The sequence below is a fragment of the Kribbella sp. NPDC004138 genome (genome assembly GCF_053603655.1).
This window is the reverse complement of sequence record NZ_JBSGFZ010000001.1, coordinates 178,102-193,651: the sequence shown is the minus strand read 5'-3', so window position 1 is coordinate 193,651 and position 15,550 is coordinate 178,102. Positions and strand designations below refer to the sequence as shown.

The following is a 15,550-nucleotide window of genomic DNA, read 5'->3' as shown; positions in this document are numbered from 1 at the left end:
CGCCGGGGTATCACCACCTGAAGACTTGCAGCTCGTAGAGTGAATACCCGTACGACGTCGCGCGCTGGGTCCCCGTCACCCGCACGAACCGGGCCGGTACGGCGCCGAAGCGGACCACGTCCTGGCCACCGTCACCGGCTGTCGTCGCGTACACCTGCTGCCAGGTGGACCCGTCGCGGGACACCTCAACCTTGTACGCCCGCGCATACGCGGCCTCCCAGTGCAGCACCACCCGGCTGACCGGCTGCTCGTTGCCGAGGTCAACCTTCAGCCACTGCGGATCGGACCAATCGCTGGCCCACCGGGTGTTCAGTTTCCCGTCCACTGCCTGGGCCGGCGGCGAGTTGTACCACCCCTTCTCGTAGCTGCTCGCGGTCGCCGTCTTCCCGGCCGCCAGGTTGCTGACGTCGTCGCCGCGCTTCGCCGGGAACTCGACCACCTGCTGGTACGTCGGCCGGTTGACCCACGCGATCCTGTCCTGGGTGATGCCGCCCATCGGGTTGTGCGCGATCTGGTCGGCACAGAACTGGTCGCCTGCCGCGCAGTCCGCGGTCGCCGGGTAGGTCGTCGACGCCGGGACCTCGGTCGCCGCCAGCAATGTCTCGGTGAGGGTGGTGCGGCAGGCGGCCAGTGACCCGCTGCCGCAGAAGGTGACTGGCTGGTCCGCCTGTACCGGGTCGCCGAGGACCTTTCGGAGGTCGCGCTGGACGAAGCCCCACCAACCGCTCTGGAAGGCGGATCCCTGGGCACTCGGGCGCTCGTCGATCTTCAAGTTGGCGGTCAGTGCGCCGTAGAGGTCGGGTCCCAGGGCCTTGAACTGTGCAGGGACGAGCAGGGGCCACCATGCGTCGAGGATGCGGATGGCATCGGCGTTGTCGTACGTGCGGGATGCTGCGCTGGGGGTCTTTCGATGGGCGCCGGCCTGTTGCCAGGCGGTCAGTTTCGCGACCGCGTCGGCGACCGCGGGGTCCGTGATCGGTGCGGACTTGAGCACTCTCAGGAGGTAGGGCAGGACCTGATCGCCGCGGAGGTCGACCGTGGCCGCGTCCTCCATCGCCTCGACCAGCTTGCCGCGGGTGAACTTCTGGCCGCTGCCGATGACCGCCTTGATCCGGTCGTCGAGCGGCTGGCTCCGGTAGACCGCGTTGTAGCCCCACTGACCGTCCGACGCCGAGTACCCGGGCGCCTGCTTGTTGTTCCAGCTGGTCAGGTAGTCCTGGTTCACCACCTGCGGGTGCTGCGCCGCCGGCGTGTACGTCGCGCGGTTCGTGACCGGGTTCCAGCCCTGCCACTCGTACGAGCTCCAGGTCGGCAGGTTCGGGTCGGCGCCGGCCGCGCGGACCGGGTTGTCACCGGAGTTGAAGTACGCGATCGAGTCCTTGTCGGTGTAGAACCAGTTGAAGGTGTACCCGATGTTCGCGGCCGCCTTCTGGAAGTCGGCGGCGGACTTGACCTTGTCCGGGTCGTTGAACTGCATGAACCCGAGCGCCGACCCCGCCTCGTTGCCGTACGTCGAGCGGTTCCTGGCGAACAGCACCGGCGTTCCGCCGACCGTGCCGCGATGCGTGACGATGCCGTACTTGGTGCGCAGGGCAACCAGTGTGTACGACCCGGCGGGCTCCGACGAGCCGAGGCTGGAGTACCACGCGTTGTGCCGCTCGAGCCGCTCGATCGGCACGCACTGGCCGCGGAAAACGTAGTACTGCGACGTTTTCGTCGGCGTTCCGCCGTTCGGCTCGCACAGCGGCACGGCGAACGTGTCGGTGATGTCCTGGCCCGCGGACGTGGCGCTCCACGAGTAGTCGGGGCCACGGCCGATCAGCGTGTAGAAGTTCAGGCCGGCGAACGCGATACCGCGCGAGCTGACGCCGGGCCCCTGCAGTTCCTGGCGGAGCAGCAGTTGCGGGGCGAAGTAGCCGGTCTGCGGGCCGTAGACCGCGATCGGGTGGCCCGACTGGGTGTGCGCGCCGGAAACCAGGAGGGCGTTCGACAGGCCCTTCTTTCCGAAACCTTCCGGAAAGAGTCCGCTGTCGAAGATTCCGCGCAGGCTTTCCGCGTTGTCCGGGGCCGGTACGGCGGCGGCCGTCTTGCCGGCCGTCTGGTCGATCACCTCGGGCTCCGGCGTGACCGAGCCGCGATCCGGCAGCGCGCGGCCGGCCGGATTCGGCTCGGTCGTCCCGTACGGGAAGGTCGCGCCGTTGTGCACCGTCGTACTGGCTTCCGGGTCGTTCTGGGAACGGAACGACTCCCAGACCTTGGTGCCCTGGGCAACGCCGTACTTCGCCTGTGCCTCGAGCAGCGCCAGCGCCGACGTCACCTCGGACCCGCCGCCGGTGCCGAAGATGCCCGCGACCACGGCCGCGGTGGCGACCACGTCGGTCACCTTCCAGTGCGGCGTCGGCCACTGCAGGCCGAGGGCGACGTACTCGCCGGGGTACGCGATGCCGACCGTGTCGATGTAGTGGTTGACGCCGTCCACCCAGGCCTGGATGTCCTGCTGCATCTTCACGCCGTCGGCGCCGTACAACTCGTCCGCGTCGTCGAACTGCCGCTGCAGATCGGCCTCGGTGTACGGCGCGGTCCGCCAGAACTCCTGCTCGAACTCCCGGTTCGCCGCCGCGCCGCCCGCGAACGGCGTCAGCTGGCCGCGGCCGAGGTGCCGGAACACGTCCATCACGAACAGCCGGTCCTGCGCGCCGGCGTACCCCGCACCGAACATCGTGCCCAGCCGCGTGGTCCCGGTGATGTGCGGGATGCCGCGCGACTTGTCGCGGACGATCGTCACGTCGCTGCGCGGCTGGACGGTGCTTGCCACGTCGTCCGGTTTGACTCCGAACGACGAGTCGTCGAAGTACGGCGCGAGACCCGCGTCCGTGATGCCCTGCGAGTTCCAGACCAGGTCCTGGTACGGCTTCACCGTGTCGCTGAAGTGCGCCGGACGGACTCCCAACGCCTTGAAAGCAAGGAGATCCGTGAAGGTTGCGTTGCCGTTCTGCCCGGGCGGCAGGATGTCACGACATTGCTCCAGGCAATAGTCGGTGGGACTCGCGGCAACAGCCTGGGGCGCTGCCTGGGTCGGCGCCGGCAGAGCCGCCAGGACAGCGGTGACGGCGGCCACGGCGATCGTCGTACGAAGGCGGGTTCGGAGTGCGGGGCGGGGCACGGTCCCTCCTCAGGTCGGTAAAAGTGAGAATGACTCACGAGTAGCTTCGGGTCAAGATCTTGACTGCTCTCGGACTCTCGCCAATTGCTGTCCGTGACCACTACGCTCGGCAACACCATGAGCATCCACGATCGTTATCGGTTGAGTGTGGTGATCAACGCCAAGGGGACGTACACCCCGCTGGGGGTGTCGAGGAGCTCCGACGGGGTGGCGGCGGCGGTCGCACAGGCGTTGCCCGAGTTCTTCGACATGGACGAGCTCGGCGACCGGGCCAGTGAGGCCATCGCGCAGGTGACCGGCGCCCAGGCCGGCGCCGTCGTGCACTGCACCGCCGCCGGTATCACGCTCGCCGCCGCGGCCACGATGACCGGCGGCGACCCCCGGCGTACGGCGGCGTTGCCGGACGCAACGGAGATGCACAACCGCGTCGTGCTGCCGGCCTGCCACGTCATCGACTACGGGCACTCCAACCTGCAGGGCATCAGGCTGGCCGGCGCGCAGGTCGACCTGGCCGGCGACGAGGACGGTTGCACGATCGACGATCTGGAGGCCGAGCTCGACGGCCCGGACGTCGCCTGCCTGATGCTGGTGTCGTCGCGGTTGGCGCGCGGCGAGCCGATCGACCTGGTCGCCGCGATCCGGGCCGCGCACCGCCGCGGCGTACCGGCGATCATCGACGGCGCCGCGCAGTTCCCGCGGATCGCGGACCTGCTCGCGACGGGTGCGGACCTGGTGCTGGTGAGCGGGCAGAAGTACCTCGGCTCGCCGACCGCCGGACTGGCGGCCGGGAGCTGGAGCCTGGTGCAGGCGCTGCGGGCCCAGGAGAAGGGCATCGGGCGGGTGATGAAGCCGACGAAGGAAGCGATCGTCGGCGTTCTCGCGGCCCTCGAGGAGTGGCAGGCGTTCGACCGGGTGAAGTGGGAGGCCGACGAGCTCGCCAAGGTGGACGCGTTCGTCGACGCGGCCTCGCGGATCCCCGGCATCACTGCCGTGGCGGTACAGGATCCCACCGGCCTGCAGGTGTCCCGGGTCCGGCTGACGGTCCCGGACGCGAAACGCGTCGCCACCGAACTGGAGGCCGGCACACCACCGATCTACGTGATGACCGACCGCACGGCCGAGGACGAACTCATGCTGGAGCTCGTCCCACTCGACGCGGACGAGATCGCCACCGTCCTCGCCCGCCTCTGGGCCGTCCTGACCTGACACAAGAAACGGTGGGCTTGACCAGGAAATGCCCTGTCCAAGCCCACCGTTCGTTGTTCAAGCCTTCGCGGCTCAGTGCTGGTACGACTTCCCGTCGGTACGGCGGGGGCCGTTGCCGCTGCGGCGCGGGCCATTGCCACCGCGGCTGTACTGGCCGCCTCCCGGGCGGGTGCTGCCGAAGCGGCGACCGCCCCTGTTGCCGCGCGGCTTCGGGGCCGGCAGCTTCACCGGGTACCCGGACGGCTTGTTGCCGCCGGTCAGCTCCGTCACGAGCTCGTCGCCCGGACGCGCCCGGACCGGCTCGGCCTTCACGCCGGCCGACTCGGCCATCCGCATCATCCCGCGCCGCTGGTGCGGCAGAACGAGCGTGACGACGGCGCCCTTGCCGCCCGCACGCGCCGTACGGCCGGCGCGGTGCAGGTAGTCCTTGTGCTCGGCCGGCGGGTCGGCCTGGACGACCAGCCCGACGTCGTCGACATGGATGCCCCGGGCCGCGACATCCGTTGCCACGAGCACCGGAACGGAACCGTCCTTGAACTGCTCCAGCGTCCGGTTCCGTGCGCCCTGGGCCAGGCCGCCGTGCAGGGCCGCGGCCATCACGCCGCGGTCGCGCAGCTGTGTCGCGATCCGGTCGGCGCCCAGCTTGGTACGGACGAAGACGATGGTCCGGCCGTCACGACTGGCCAGCTCCGCGGTCAGGGACTGCTTGTGCGCCGGCTCGATCACCAGCAGGTGATGCTCCATCGTGCTCACCGTCGCCTGCCCGGACTCGGTCGAGTGCTGCACCGGGTCCTTCAGGTAGGTCCGCACGATCTTGTCGACGTCGTTGTCGAGGGTCGCGGAGAACAGCAGCCGCTGACCCTCGGCGGGCGTCATGTCGAGCAGCGTGGTGACGGCCGGCATGAAGCCCATGTCGCACATGTGGTCGGCCTCGTCGAGGACCGAGATCTCCACCGCGCCCAGATCCGCCGCGCCCTGCTCGCACAGGTCGATCAGGCGGCCCGGGGTGGCGATCAGCAGGTCGACGCCGCGGCGCAGCGACTCGATCTGCTTCGGGTACGGCAGGCCGCCGGCGATCAGCTTCAGCGACACGTTCATCACGTGCGCGAGCGGCTCGAGCGCGTCGTGCACCTGCATCGCGAGCTCACGGGTCGGCACCAGGATCATGCCGCGCGGACGGCGCGACTCGGTCCGGCCGCCGGCCAGCCGCATCAGCGTCGGGAGACCGAAGCCGAGCGTCTTGCCGGAGCCGGTCTGGCCGCGGCCGAGCACGTCCTTGCCGGCCAGCGCGTCCGGGATGGTCGCGGCCTGGATCGGGAACGGCGTGGTGATCCCGTCCCGGGCCAGCCGCTGCACGAGCCGCGGCGCGAGGCCGAGCGCGGCAAACTGGTTGTCCTCAGCAACAGTACCGAGGTCCACCGGCTGCTCCGCCTGCTCGTTCCGCCGGTCGTCCCGCTGCACTCGCTCGTCCCTCCGATAGCTCTTGTCGTCCCGCTCGAAACGGGGCCGGTCCTCCCGGCTGTACTGCGACCGGTTGTCCCGGTTGTACTGCGGACGGTCGTCGCGGTTGAAGCGCGGACGCTCATCCCGGTTGAACCGCGGCCGGTCGGTCCGCTCACCCTGCGAACGGTCGTCCCGCCGGTACGACGAACGGTCGTCGCGGTTGTACTGCGGACGGTCGTCGCGGTTGAAGCGCGGCCGCTCGTCACGGTTGTACTGCGGACGGTCATCGCGGTTGAAGCGCGGCCGCTCGTCACGGTTGTACTGCGGACGGTCGTCACGGTTGAAGCGCGGCCGCTCATCGCGGTTGTACTGCGGACGGTCGTCACGGTTGAAGCGCGGCCGCTCGTCACGGTTGTACGACGAACGGTCGTCGCGGTTGTACTGCGGACGGTCGTCCCGGTTGTACGGGCGGTCGTCGCGGTTGCGCTGGCCGCGGTCGGGGCGGGGCTGTTCGGAGCGGTAGCCCTTCACCGGCGCACGGTCCGCGCGCGGTGCGTCGTACGTCGCGTCCGCGGCCATCCGCTCGCCGTACGACTGGTTCTGGTGCTTCTTGTGCCGGGGCTTCTTGGTCCGCCCGTCGGCGGACTCGGGGTCGTGCTGGTGGTGCTGGGTCACGCAAACTCTCTCTCGGATTCACGGACGATTGGCGCCGGATCGCAGCCGCACGTGAGCGCCGGTCACGAAAACATGACCGGACAAAGCTACGTACTTCAGCAGGAGACGGGCATCGACCTGCGGGTGCTATCGCGTTGCACCCATGTCGCCGGGATCTTCAGCCGGATGCTGAAACCGACGGGTCGGAGCGCCTGGGAACATCTCTGGTGACGCGACGCGCGCACCGACACCAGAAAAGTATAACCGATCGTGACGACCGCCCCGACCACCCGCCGCGGACCAGACCACCCGGCCAACTGGTGCTCTCGGTACCCGTCGCCACACAGTTCAAGCGTTGTTGAGTTTTTGGAATGCCGTCCTAGGGTGGCGGTATGGGAGAGGAGAACGTCCCCAGCAAGGAGCATTGGCTCTCGATCGGGGAGATCGCGCAGCGGTCCGGGGTGGCGGCGTCGGCGTTACGGTTCTACGAGGATCAGGGACTGATCGCGTCCCGGCGGACGGCCGGCAACCAGCGGCAGTACCAGCGCAGCACGCTGCGGCGGATCGCGTTCGTGCAGGCGGCGCAGCGGGTCGGTCTCGCGCTCGCCGAGATCAAACAGGCGCTGGATTCGCTCCCCGAGGACCGGACACCGACCCGCGCCGACTGGAGCAAGCTCTCGAAGTCGTGGCGCAGCCGCCTGGACGAGCGGATCTCCGAGCTCGAACGGCTCCGTGACGACCTCGACTCCTGCATCGGGTGCGGCTGCCTCAGCCTCCAGCGCTGCAACCTCTACAACAAGGAGGACCGCCTCTCCACCCGCGGTCCCGGCGCCCGCCTGCTCAACGTCGGCATCCCCGGCGAGGCCTAACTCAGGAACCCACGCTCCACCACGTCGACCAGCAGTTCGGCGGCGGCCGCAGCGTCGTACGCCGGATCGGCGAGCGACTCGGCCACGATCGCGTCGATTCCGCCGCCGATCAGCAGCGCGGCGGACCGCAGATCGACCGACTCCGTCACCCCGCGGGCAGCACGGGCCGCGGCCAGCAGGTCCGCGACCGCGGACCAGCGCGCCTTCGAGTCGGTCAACGGGGCCACCGACGTCATCGCCTCGATGAGCATCCGCACATGCCGCGGCCGCTCCCGCAGATGTCCGACCATCGACCGGACGTACGCCGACACGCCGTCCGCCGGACCCACGGCCCCGACTGCCGCGCCGACGGTCGCCACCACCGCCGCCAGCACGTGCTGATAGGCGGCCTCGACGAGGGCCTGTCTGGACGGGAAGTGGTACAGCACGCCGGCCTTCGTGATCCCGGCGCTCTCCGCGATCCGCCCGAGCGACGCCGCGGCGTACCCGCGATCCGCGACCAGCTCGATCGTGACGTCGACCAGCTGCGCGCGGCGGGCTTCCTCGGTGAACGTCAGGTTCCGGCCGCGCGCTGAAGGCATGGCCTCAACTTACCGTATGGCGAGATTACTTACCAAGTGGTTAGGAGAGACCTTCGATGCCCAAGAATCCGGTCGGTCACTGGAACAGCGCTTCCGGGTACGACGACTACCGCTCGAAGTACGACGCGGCGATGCGCGACGTCCCGGCGCCGGCGGCGGTGCACGACATTCGCACCGAGTTCGGCCTGGTCCGCGTGTATGGGTTCGCAGGCGCCAAGGGAAACCGCCATCCGCTGGTCCTGCTGCCGGGCACCTCGTCGGGCACGCCCGTGTGGGCCGACAACCTGAAATCGCTGCTCGCGATCACCGACGTCTACGCGATCGACCTGCTCGGCGAGCCCGGGATGAGCATCCAGAGCAAGCCGATCACCTCCGACGCCGACAAAGCCGCCTGGCTGGACCAGACGCTGGCGGCCCTGCCGGAGAAGCGCTTCAACCTCCTCGGCCTGTCCATCGGCGGCTGGACCGCGATGAACCTCGCCGTCCGGCACCCGGAGCGGATCGCGACGGTCACCACCCTGGACGCTGTCTTCGTGTACGACGGACTGCCGCTCGAGGTCGTGATCCGCTCACTGCCGGCCACGGTGAAGTGGTTGCCGCGCTCGTGGCGGGACAGCTTCAACTCCTACACGGCCGGCGGCAAGCCGGTCGAGCACGTGCCGGTGGCCGACATGATCGAGTCCGGCATGAAGAACTACACGATCCGCCAGCCGCAGCCGCACCGGATCACCGAGGAGCAGTTGGCGGACCTGCCGATGCCGGTGCTCGCGATCATCGCCGGGCGTTCGGTGATGCATGACCCGGCGAAGGCCCGCAGTACCGCCGAGCGCGCATTGCGTACGAAGACCGTCGCGTTCTATCCGGACGCGTCGCACGCGGTCAACGGCGAGTACCCGGACCGGATCGCGGGCGACCTGCGGAGCCTCCTGGACACGCACGACACCCCATAACCACAAAACTATGGGCGGCATAGAACGATCGGCCCGGTTCGCGGGTTAACCCGAGGGTTTTCCGCGATCCGATGCGAAATCCGGTGAGTCTTGGCAGCATCCGTTGGTAGCGATCGGTGATCCGCCCGTCGCTATCCGCCACCGATTCGGAGTGAGGCCCTCCATGTCGCATCGCCGTATCCTGACCAGCTTCGCGGGGCTCGCCGCCGCCGCGCTGGCCGTGCCCGCGTTGGCAGCGTCCCCCTCGACTGCCGCGCCGGCCACCGACCACACCGTCGCCACCGTCTCCACTGTCTCCACCGCTGCCACCCGGGCGGCCTACGTCGGCTCGCCGCAGGACGAAGCCGCCACCAAGGCGTTCTACGACGCCGTCATGAAGTCCGCGCGGGCCAAGATGGCACAGCAGGCGAAGTCAGGCCGCAAGGTCACCGCGGTGACCGTCACGTACGCCGTCGACGCGCCGACGTTCGCGTCGCAGATCTCCTCCAGCACGCAGATCTGGAACTCGTCGGTGAGCAACGTGAAGCTCGTCGAGGGCAGCAACTACGACTTCTACTACACCGAGGGCAACGACCCCCGCGGTTCGTACGCGTCCACCGACGGCCACGGCGGCGGATACATCTTCATCGACTACGCGCAGTCCCAGCAGTACGACAAGACCCGCATCGTCGCCCACGAGACCGGCCACGTGCTCGGCCTGCCGGACCACTACTCCGGCCCGTGCTCCGAGCTGATGTCGGGCGGCGGGCCCGGCCCGTCCTGCACCAACCCCTACCCGGACTCGACCGAGCGCTCGAAGGTGAACCAGCTCTGGGCCAACGGCTTCGCCGCCGCCGGCACCTCGGCCTTCCACACCGCCAAGTAGTCCCCCGAAGCCTCCGGCCCGGAGCCGCCCGGCAGGGGACGGCACCGGGCCGGAGCTTTTACTCTGAACCATGCGGAGATGGGCTGGGGCCGCGGCCGCGGCAGTCATCGGTACGTCGGCACTGACCGGCTGCGGCGTGCCTCCGGGCGGGATCGTCGGTGTGGCAGTCGACGCCCAAGGTCAGCCGTTGATCGTCGTCCAGATGTGCGAGGGCCACATCGACGGAGCGAGCATGTATCTGCGGGATCCACGTCCCGAGCCGGAGACGCCCCAGGACAAGGCCATGGGCCGCTGGGAGGTCACGCCGGCCGTAGCCGGGTTCTCGCAGTTCACGCTGACCGCCGGCGAGAACGGGTGGCGCCTCATCGGAACTCTCGAGCGCCGTGATCCGGCAACGCGGTACACGATCTACGGGTGGACGCATGACAACAGCTGGTCGGCGAGCCACGTGGAGTTCGCCGAGCAGGACCTCGCGCGGCTCGAACCCGGCACGGTGTGGGTCGGCACCGACAACGAGCGGCACATCGAGTCGCTGACCGACTTCCGGACGAAGACCTGCGAGCACTGACGGTGAGGACATAGGACGTACTACGACACGCCGGGAACCCGTCGATTAGCGCCGGTTCTCGCGAAGACTGGTGCGCATGAGATTCCGCCGAGCGGTGCTTGCGCTTCTCGTGATGGTTACGGCCTGTCTGACGTCTCCGGCGTACGGCGCAGGTCTGGAGGGAAAGGCGATCCTGTCGCCCGGAACCGCGGGGTACAACTGTTTCCGGATCCCGGCCCTGGTGCGCGGGAACGACGGCACGCTCGTGTTGTTCGCCGAGGGCCGGAAGCCGACCTGCGGTGACCTCGGCACGCACGACGTCGTGATGGTGCGATCGACGGACGGTGGCGCGACCTGGAGCGCGCCGCAGGCCGTGCATGCGGGCGTGAACTCGACCGCGCACAACCCGGCCCCGATCGTCGACGCCGACACCGGCCGGATCACGTTGCTCACCACGCGCGACTACAACACGGTGTGGGCGCAGTACAGCGACGACAACTGGGCAACCTGGACCGCACCGCGCGAGATCACCAGCAGCGTGAAGCTGCCGGAGTGGACTAGCTACGCGACCGGCCCATCGCACGGCATCCAACTGCGACGCGGACCGCACGCCGGCCGGTTGGTCGTCGGCACGCACTACTCCACCACTGACGGCGACCACAAAGGCGGCGCCCTCGTCTACAGCGACGACAGCGGTACGACGTGGCACCTCGGAGCCCACGACAACTCCGCGGATCCGGCCCTCCGCGTCCAGGAGTTGTCCGTCTTCGAGCGCCCCGACGGCTCCCTGTTCGCCCTCGCCCGCGACGAGGGCGGCACCAACCCGTCCACGGTCGCGTCGGCCGTCTCGAGCGACGCCGGACAGACCTTCTCCACCGGCTTCCACGCCGACGCCGCCGAGCAGAGCCTCGCCGTACCGACCGTGCAGGCGTCGACGCTCGAGCTCAGGGCGACCGATCGCGGCGACCGCTACAACCGCGTGCTGCTCGCCACGGAGACCCGTCAAGGGACGACCCGGGAAAACCTCACGATCCGCTCCACCTTCAAGGGCGGCACGGAGTGGGTCGACCCCGGCGGCGGCACGGTCATCTACAGCGGCATGGCGGCGTACACCGACATGACCCGGATCAGCGACAGCACCGTCGGTCTCGTCTACGAACGCGCCGCCAACTGGTCGCACGGGTACATCTGGTTCACGACCTTCACCGAGTCCGACCTCGGTCTGCCCGACGGCAACACCGCCGGCGTACCCACCACACCTGATGCCTCCGGCAACAACCTCGACGGCTACCTGCGCGGACCGGCGCCGGTGGCCGGCAAGTTCGGTACGGCGGTCTCGCTCGACGGCGCCGACGACTACGTGCAGCTCCCGTTCGCGGAGCAGCTCGCAGTGAGCAGCGGCGACTTCACCTGGACCGGCTGGTTCAAGTACGGCGCCAGCACCGCCGACCAGCCGCTGCTCTGGGCCTACAACCAGGGCGACGTCTACTCCCAGCTCTGGCTCCGCGCGGAACCGTCCAAGAACCGGCTGCGAGCTCTCGCCCAGAGTGGCGAGACCGCAATCACCCTGCAAACCAGCAAGCCCTACAACGACCAGGCCTGGCACCACTTCGCGCTGAGCCGCCAAGGCAGCGCCTTCACCCTGTACGTCGACGGCGTGGCAGCAGCCAGCGCTACGGGCAGCATCGGATCGGTCAGCCCTAAGCGTCCGTTCCAGATCCACCTGGGGCAGCGCCTTGACGGCCTGCAGAACCTCCAGGGCGCGCTCGACGACTTCCGGCTCTACACACGCGCGTTGACGCCGACAGAGATCTCCGGGATCTACACCAGCAACGCGACGACAGCCCCTGGCTTACGGCTCAGATACCCGTTCTGACCGGGCCGGTCGAACCACGGACGACGAGTTCCGGGCGGAACAGGAACTCTGTATGGGGTGTGGTGTGGCCGCGGACCTCTTCCAGCAGGGACTGGACCGCGGCCAGGCCCATCGCATGCACAGGCTGGCGGATCGTGGTCATCGGCGGGTCGGTGAACTCCATCATCGGCGCGTCGTCGTACCCGACCACCGAGACGTCCCCGGGCACGGTCAGACCGCGCTGCCGGGCGGCGCGGATGACGCCGAGCGCCATCATGTCCGAGCCGCACACGACCGCGGTCACCCCGGCGTCCAGCAGCTGCCGGCCGGCCGCCTCGCCGCCCTCGACACCGAACATGCTCAGCGCGACCATCGGATCCAGGTCCTCGTCCGGCAGGCCCAGCTGGGCCTTCATCGACGTCCGGTACCCGGCCAGCTTCCGCTGGACGACGATGAATCGCTCCGGACCGGACGCGAACCCGATCCGACGGTGCCCGAGGGCCACCAGGTGCGAGACCGCCAGCTCCATCGCGGCGTACTCGTCCGAGGACACGAACGGCGCCTCGACCGACGGCAGCCAGCCGTTCACGAACACCACCGGCAAGTGGCGCTCGACCAGCAACTGGTACCGCTCGTGGTCCGCGCCGGTGTCCGCGTGCAGGCCGGACACGAAGATGATCCCGGAGACGCCGCGCTCGAGCAGCATCTCGACGTACTCCTCCTCGGTCGCCCCGGACGGCGACTGCGTGCACAGCACCGGGGTGTACCCGCGCTGCGACAACGCCGACTCGATGACCTGCGCGAACGCCGGGAAGATCGGGTTGATCAACTCCGGCATCACCAGCCCGATCAGCCCCGCCGAGCGGCGCCGCAACCGCGACGGCCGCTCGAACCCGAGGACGTCGAGCGCGGTCAGGACCGACTGCTTGGTGTCGTCGGCCACCCCCGGCTTCCCGTTCAGCACTCGCGAGACCGTCGCCTCACTGACCCCCGCCTTGGCCGCGATGTCCGCCAGCCGTGCTCTGCTGCTCACGCCCGGCACTGTACCCAGCCGCCTCTGACTTTTCAGCAAGATCCTGCAAGAACTTGCAGGCTGCACACGAGTGTCCACAGGGTGAACAGAACGGACACGTCACACGCCGTACACCTTGTCAGGACGAGCCGGGCCGGGCGAGGATAGGCGGACTCCCCCGCCCGGGGGAACCTTTACTCGGATCGTCCGGCACGTTCCTGCCGGTGAAGGGAAAGAACAGTCATGGCTACTGTGTCGTTCAAGGCGGCAACCCGGATCTACCCCGGTGGTGACACCCCCGCCGTCGACAAGCTCAACCTCGAGATCGAGGACGGCGAGTTCATGGTGCTCGTCGGCCCGTCGGGTTGCGGCAAGTCCACCTCGCTCCGGATGCTCGCCGGCCTCGAAGAGGTCAACGAGGGTTCCATCTACATCGGCGACCGCGACGTCACGCACCGTCCGCCGAAGGAGCGGGACATCGCGATGGTGTTCCAGAACTACGCGCTCTACCCGCACATGTCGGTCGCGGACAACATGGGCTTCGCGCTGAAGATGCAGGGTGTCTCCAAGGAGGACCGGGCGAAGCGGGTCGGCGAGGCCGCCAAGCTGCTCGGCTTGGAGGAGTACCTCGACCGCAAGCCGAAGGCCCTGTCCGGTGGTCAGCGCCAGCGTGTCGCGATGGGTCGCGCGATCGTCCGTAACCCGCAGGTCTTCCTGATGGACGAGCCGCTGTCGAACCTCGACGCCAAGCTGCGTGTCCAGACCCGTACCCAGATCGCCGAGCTGCAGCAGCGTCTCGGCGTCACCACCGTCTACGTCACCCACGACCAGGTCGAGGCCATGACGATGGGCGACCGGGTCGCGGTGCTCAAGGACGGTCTGCTCCAGCAGGTCGACACCCCGCTGAACCTGTACGACAACCCGAAGAACAAGTTCGTCGCGGGCTTCATCGGTTCGCCGGCGATGAACCTGATCACCGCCGACATCGCCGACGGTGGCGCCAAGGTCGGGGACTACATCATCCCGATCGGCCGCGACATCCTGGCCAAGGCCGGCAGCGACAAGACCCTGACCGTCGGCGTTCGCCCGGAGGCCTTCAAGGTCGCCGACGAGGGCCTGCCGGTGAAGGTCGCCGTCGTCGAGGAGCTCGGCGCCGACGCGTACCTCTACGGCACCGCGGAGCACAACAACGAGCACCAGCAGATCGTGGCGCGGATCGACGCCCGGATGCCGGTCGAGAAGGGCTCGACGGTCCGCCTGGCGGCGGTGCCGGACAAGCTGCACCTGTTCTCGACCTCCACCGAGGAGCGGCTCACCGCCTGATCCTCAGCAGTAGCTGTCCTACCGGCCCCGGGTGGTTCCACCGCCCGGGGCCGGCGGCTTATCCAGCCGGTCCGCGGGGTTCATGTTGGTCTGCTTGAGCAGGTAGTGCGGGCGCTTCTTGGTTTCGTAGTAGATCCGGCCGATGTACTCGCCGATCACGCCGAGCATCACCATCTGCAGGCCGCCGAGGCCGACGATCGCGGCGATCAGCGTGACGTAGCCCGGCATGTCCACGCCGCGCACGATCGCGGCCACGAGCACCCAGACGGCGTACACGGCGGCGACCGCGGTCAGCAGCAGGCCGACGTAGATCGCCATCCGCAGCGGCTTGCTGTTGAACGACAGCAGCCCGTCGAACCCGTACTCCAGTAGGCGCCGGAAGGTCCACCGGCTCTTGCGGTCCGGCGGTGCCTTCACGTTGTCGTACTCGAACAGGATCGACTCGAACCCGATCCAGGCGAACAGCCCCTTCGAGAACCGGTTGTACTCGTTCAGCTCGAGCAGTCCGTCGACCGCGCGCCGGGACAGCAGCCGGAAGTCGCCGACGCCGTCGACAAGCTCGACGTCGGCCCATTTGTTGATCAGCCAGTAGTACGCGCGCGCGAACAGCGTCCGGCTCGCCGGGTCGCCGGTCCGGTTGCGGCGCGCGATCACCTGGTCGAAGCCGCGCTCGTACTCCTCCAGCATCCGGCCGATCAGCTCCGGCGGGTGCTGCAGGTCGGCATCCATGATCACCACGGCGTCGCCGGTCGCGTACCGCAGGCCGGCCAGCATCGCGGCCTCCTTGCCGAAGTTCCTGCTGAACGACAGGTACCGCACCGATTCGTCGCTCGCTGCCAACCCGACGAGTGCGTCGAGCGTCCCATCAGAACTACCGTCGTCGACATACACGATCTCGTACGGCCGCCCGGTCCCCGCGAGCTCGTGGCTGAGCGCCTGATGGAACCGCGAGATCACCTCGACCTCGTTGTAACACGGCACCACCAGACTCAACCGCATCGTTGTCTCCATCCGCCCCGCACGCCGACCGTGATGCGATTCTTGTCCATACCGGAACTACCCGCTAGCTTTGGCGACCGAGC

12 protein-coding genes are annotated in these 15,550 nt (G+C 68.7%); 7 read left to right on the top strand and 5 right to left on the bottom strand.

Going from position 1 to position 15,550, the window contains the following annotated elements; all coding sequences use genetic code 11:
• Window positions 1-10 precede the first annotated feature (10 nt).
• The gene (locus tag ACWEOO_RS00915; RefSeq protein ID WP_452141166.1) at window positions 11-3,163 is read right to left on the bottom strand and encodes a penicillin acylase family protein; all 3,153 of its coding nucleotides are present in this window, start codon (window positions 3,161-3,163) and stop codon (window positions 11-13) included.
• A gap of 93 nt (window positions 3,164-3,256) precedes the next feature.
• Between ACWEOO_RS00915 and ACWEOO_RS00910 the strand changes: the two genes are divergently transcribed.
• Entirely contained in the window at window positions 3,257-4,369 is a 1,113-nt protein-coding gene (locus ACWEOO_RS00910) for an aminotransferase class V-fold PLP-dependent enzyme (RefSeq protein ID WP_452141165.1), read from the top strand.
• A gap of 72 nt (window positions 4,370-4,441) precedes the next feature.
• Here the strand turns inward: ACWEOO_RS00910 and ACWEOO_RS00905 are convergent, their stop codons facing one another.
• A complete protein-coding gene (locus ACWEOO_RS00905) occupies window positions 4,442-6,487 on the bottom strand; it encodes a DEAD/DEAH box helicase (RefSeq protein WP_452141164.1) in 2,046 nt (681 codons plus the stop codon).
• A 371-nt stretch (window positions 6,488-6,858) separates the two neighbouring features.
• On the opposite strand from ACWEOO_RS00905, the gene soxR reads away from it, so the two are divergent.
• On the top strand, window positions 6,859-7,335 hold the full coding sequence (soxR, locus tag ACWEOO_RS00900; RefSeq protein WP_355695902.1) for a redox-sensitive transcriptional activator SoxR: 477 nt from the start codon (window positions 6,859-6,861) through the stop codon (window positions 7,333-7,335).
• On the opposite strand, the gene ACWEOO_RS00895 is transcribed toward soxR, so the two are convergent.
• The gene (locus tag ACWEOO_RS00895) at window positions 7,332-7,916 is read right to left on the bottom strand and encodes a TetR/AcrR family transcriptional regulator (RefSeq protein WP_452141163.1); all 585 of its coding nucleotides are present in this window, start codon (window positions 7,914-7,916) and stop codon (window positions 7,332-7,334) included. The genes soxR and ACWEOO_RS00895 overlap by 4 nt on opposite strands.
• Window positions 7,917-7,972: 56 nt before the next feature.
• Here ACWEOO_RS00895 and ACWEOO_RS00890 point away from each other — a divergent pair, with 56 nt between their 5' ends.
• The 4 genes from ACWEOO_RS00890 to ACWEOO_RS00875 all read left to right on the top strand — a co-directional run bounded on the left by ACWEOO_RS00890 (window position 7,973) and on the right by ACWEOO_RS00875 (window position 12,154).
• Entirely contained in the window at window positions 7,973-8,866 is an 894-nt protein-coding gene (locus ACWEOO_RS00890) for an alpha/beta fold hydrolase (RefSeq protein ID WP_452141162.1), read from the top strand.
• A 163-nt stretch (window positions 8,867-9,029) separates the two neighbouring features.
• Complete coding sequence (gene snpA / locus ACWEOO_RS00885) at window positions 9,030-9,731, top strand: snapalysin (protein ID WP_452141161.1); 702 nt, start codon at window positions 9,030-9,032, stop codon at window positions 9,729-9,731.
• Window positions 9,732-9,801: 70 nt separating this feature from the next.
• Window positions 9,802-10,299: a hypothetical protein gene (locus tag ACWEOO_RS00880; RefSeq protein ID WP_452141160.1), complete on the top strand. Its 498-nt coding sequence runs from the start codon at window positions 9,802-9,804 to the stop codon at window positions 10,297-10,299.
• A gap of 76 nt (window positions 10,300-10,375) precedes the next feature.
• Entirely contained in the window at window positions 10,376-12,154 is a 1,779-nt protein-coding gene (locus tag ACWEOO_RS00875) for a LamG-like jellyroll fold domain-containing protein (RefSeq protein WP_452141159.1), read from the top strand.
• Here the strand turns inward: ACWEOO_RS00875 and ACWEOO_RS00870 are convergent.
• Entirely contained in the window at window positions 12,138-13,166 is a 1,029-nt protein-coding gene (locus tag ACWEOO_RS00870; protein WP_359934117.1) for a LacI family DNA-binding transcriptional regulator, read from the bottom strand. The genes ACWEOO_RS00875 and ACWEOO_RS00870 overlap by 17 nt on opposite strands.
• Window positions 13,167-13,388: 222 nt before the next feature.
• On the opposite strand from ACWEOO_RS00870, the gene ACWEOO_RS00865 reads away from it, so the two are divergent.
• Window positions 13,389-14,468: an ABC transporter ATP-binding protein gene (locus ACWEOO_RS00865; protein ID WP_355695889.1), complete on the top strand. Its 1,080-nt coding sequence runs from the start codon at window positions 13,389-13,391 to the stop codon at window positions 14,466-14,468.
• Between the two features lie 18 nt (window positions 14,469-14,486).
• Here the strand turns inward: ACWEOO_RS00865 and ACWEOO_RS00860 are convergent, their stop codons facing one another.
• Window positions 14,487-15,467 carry a glycosyltransferase family 2 protein gene (locus ACWEOO_RS00860; protein WP_452141158.1) on the bottom strand — a complete coding sequence of 327 codons (981 nt, stop codon included), beginning with the start codon at window positions 15,465-15,467 and terminating at the stop codon, window positions 14,487-14,489.
• Window positions 15,468-15,550 lie beyond the last annotated feature (83 nt).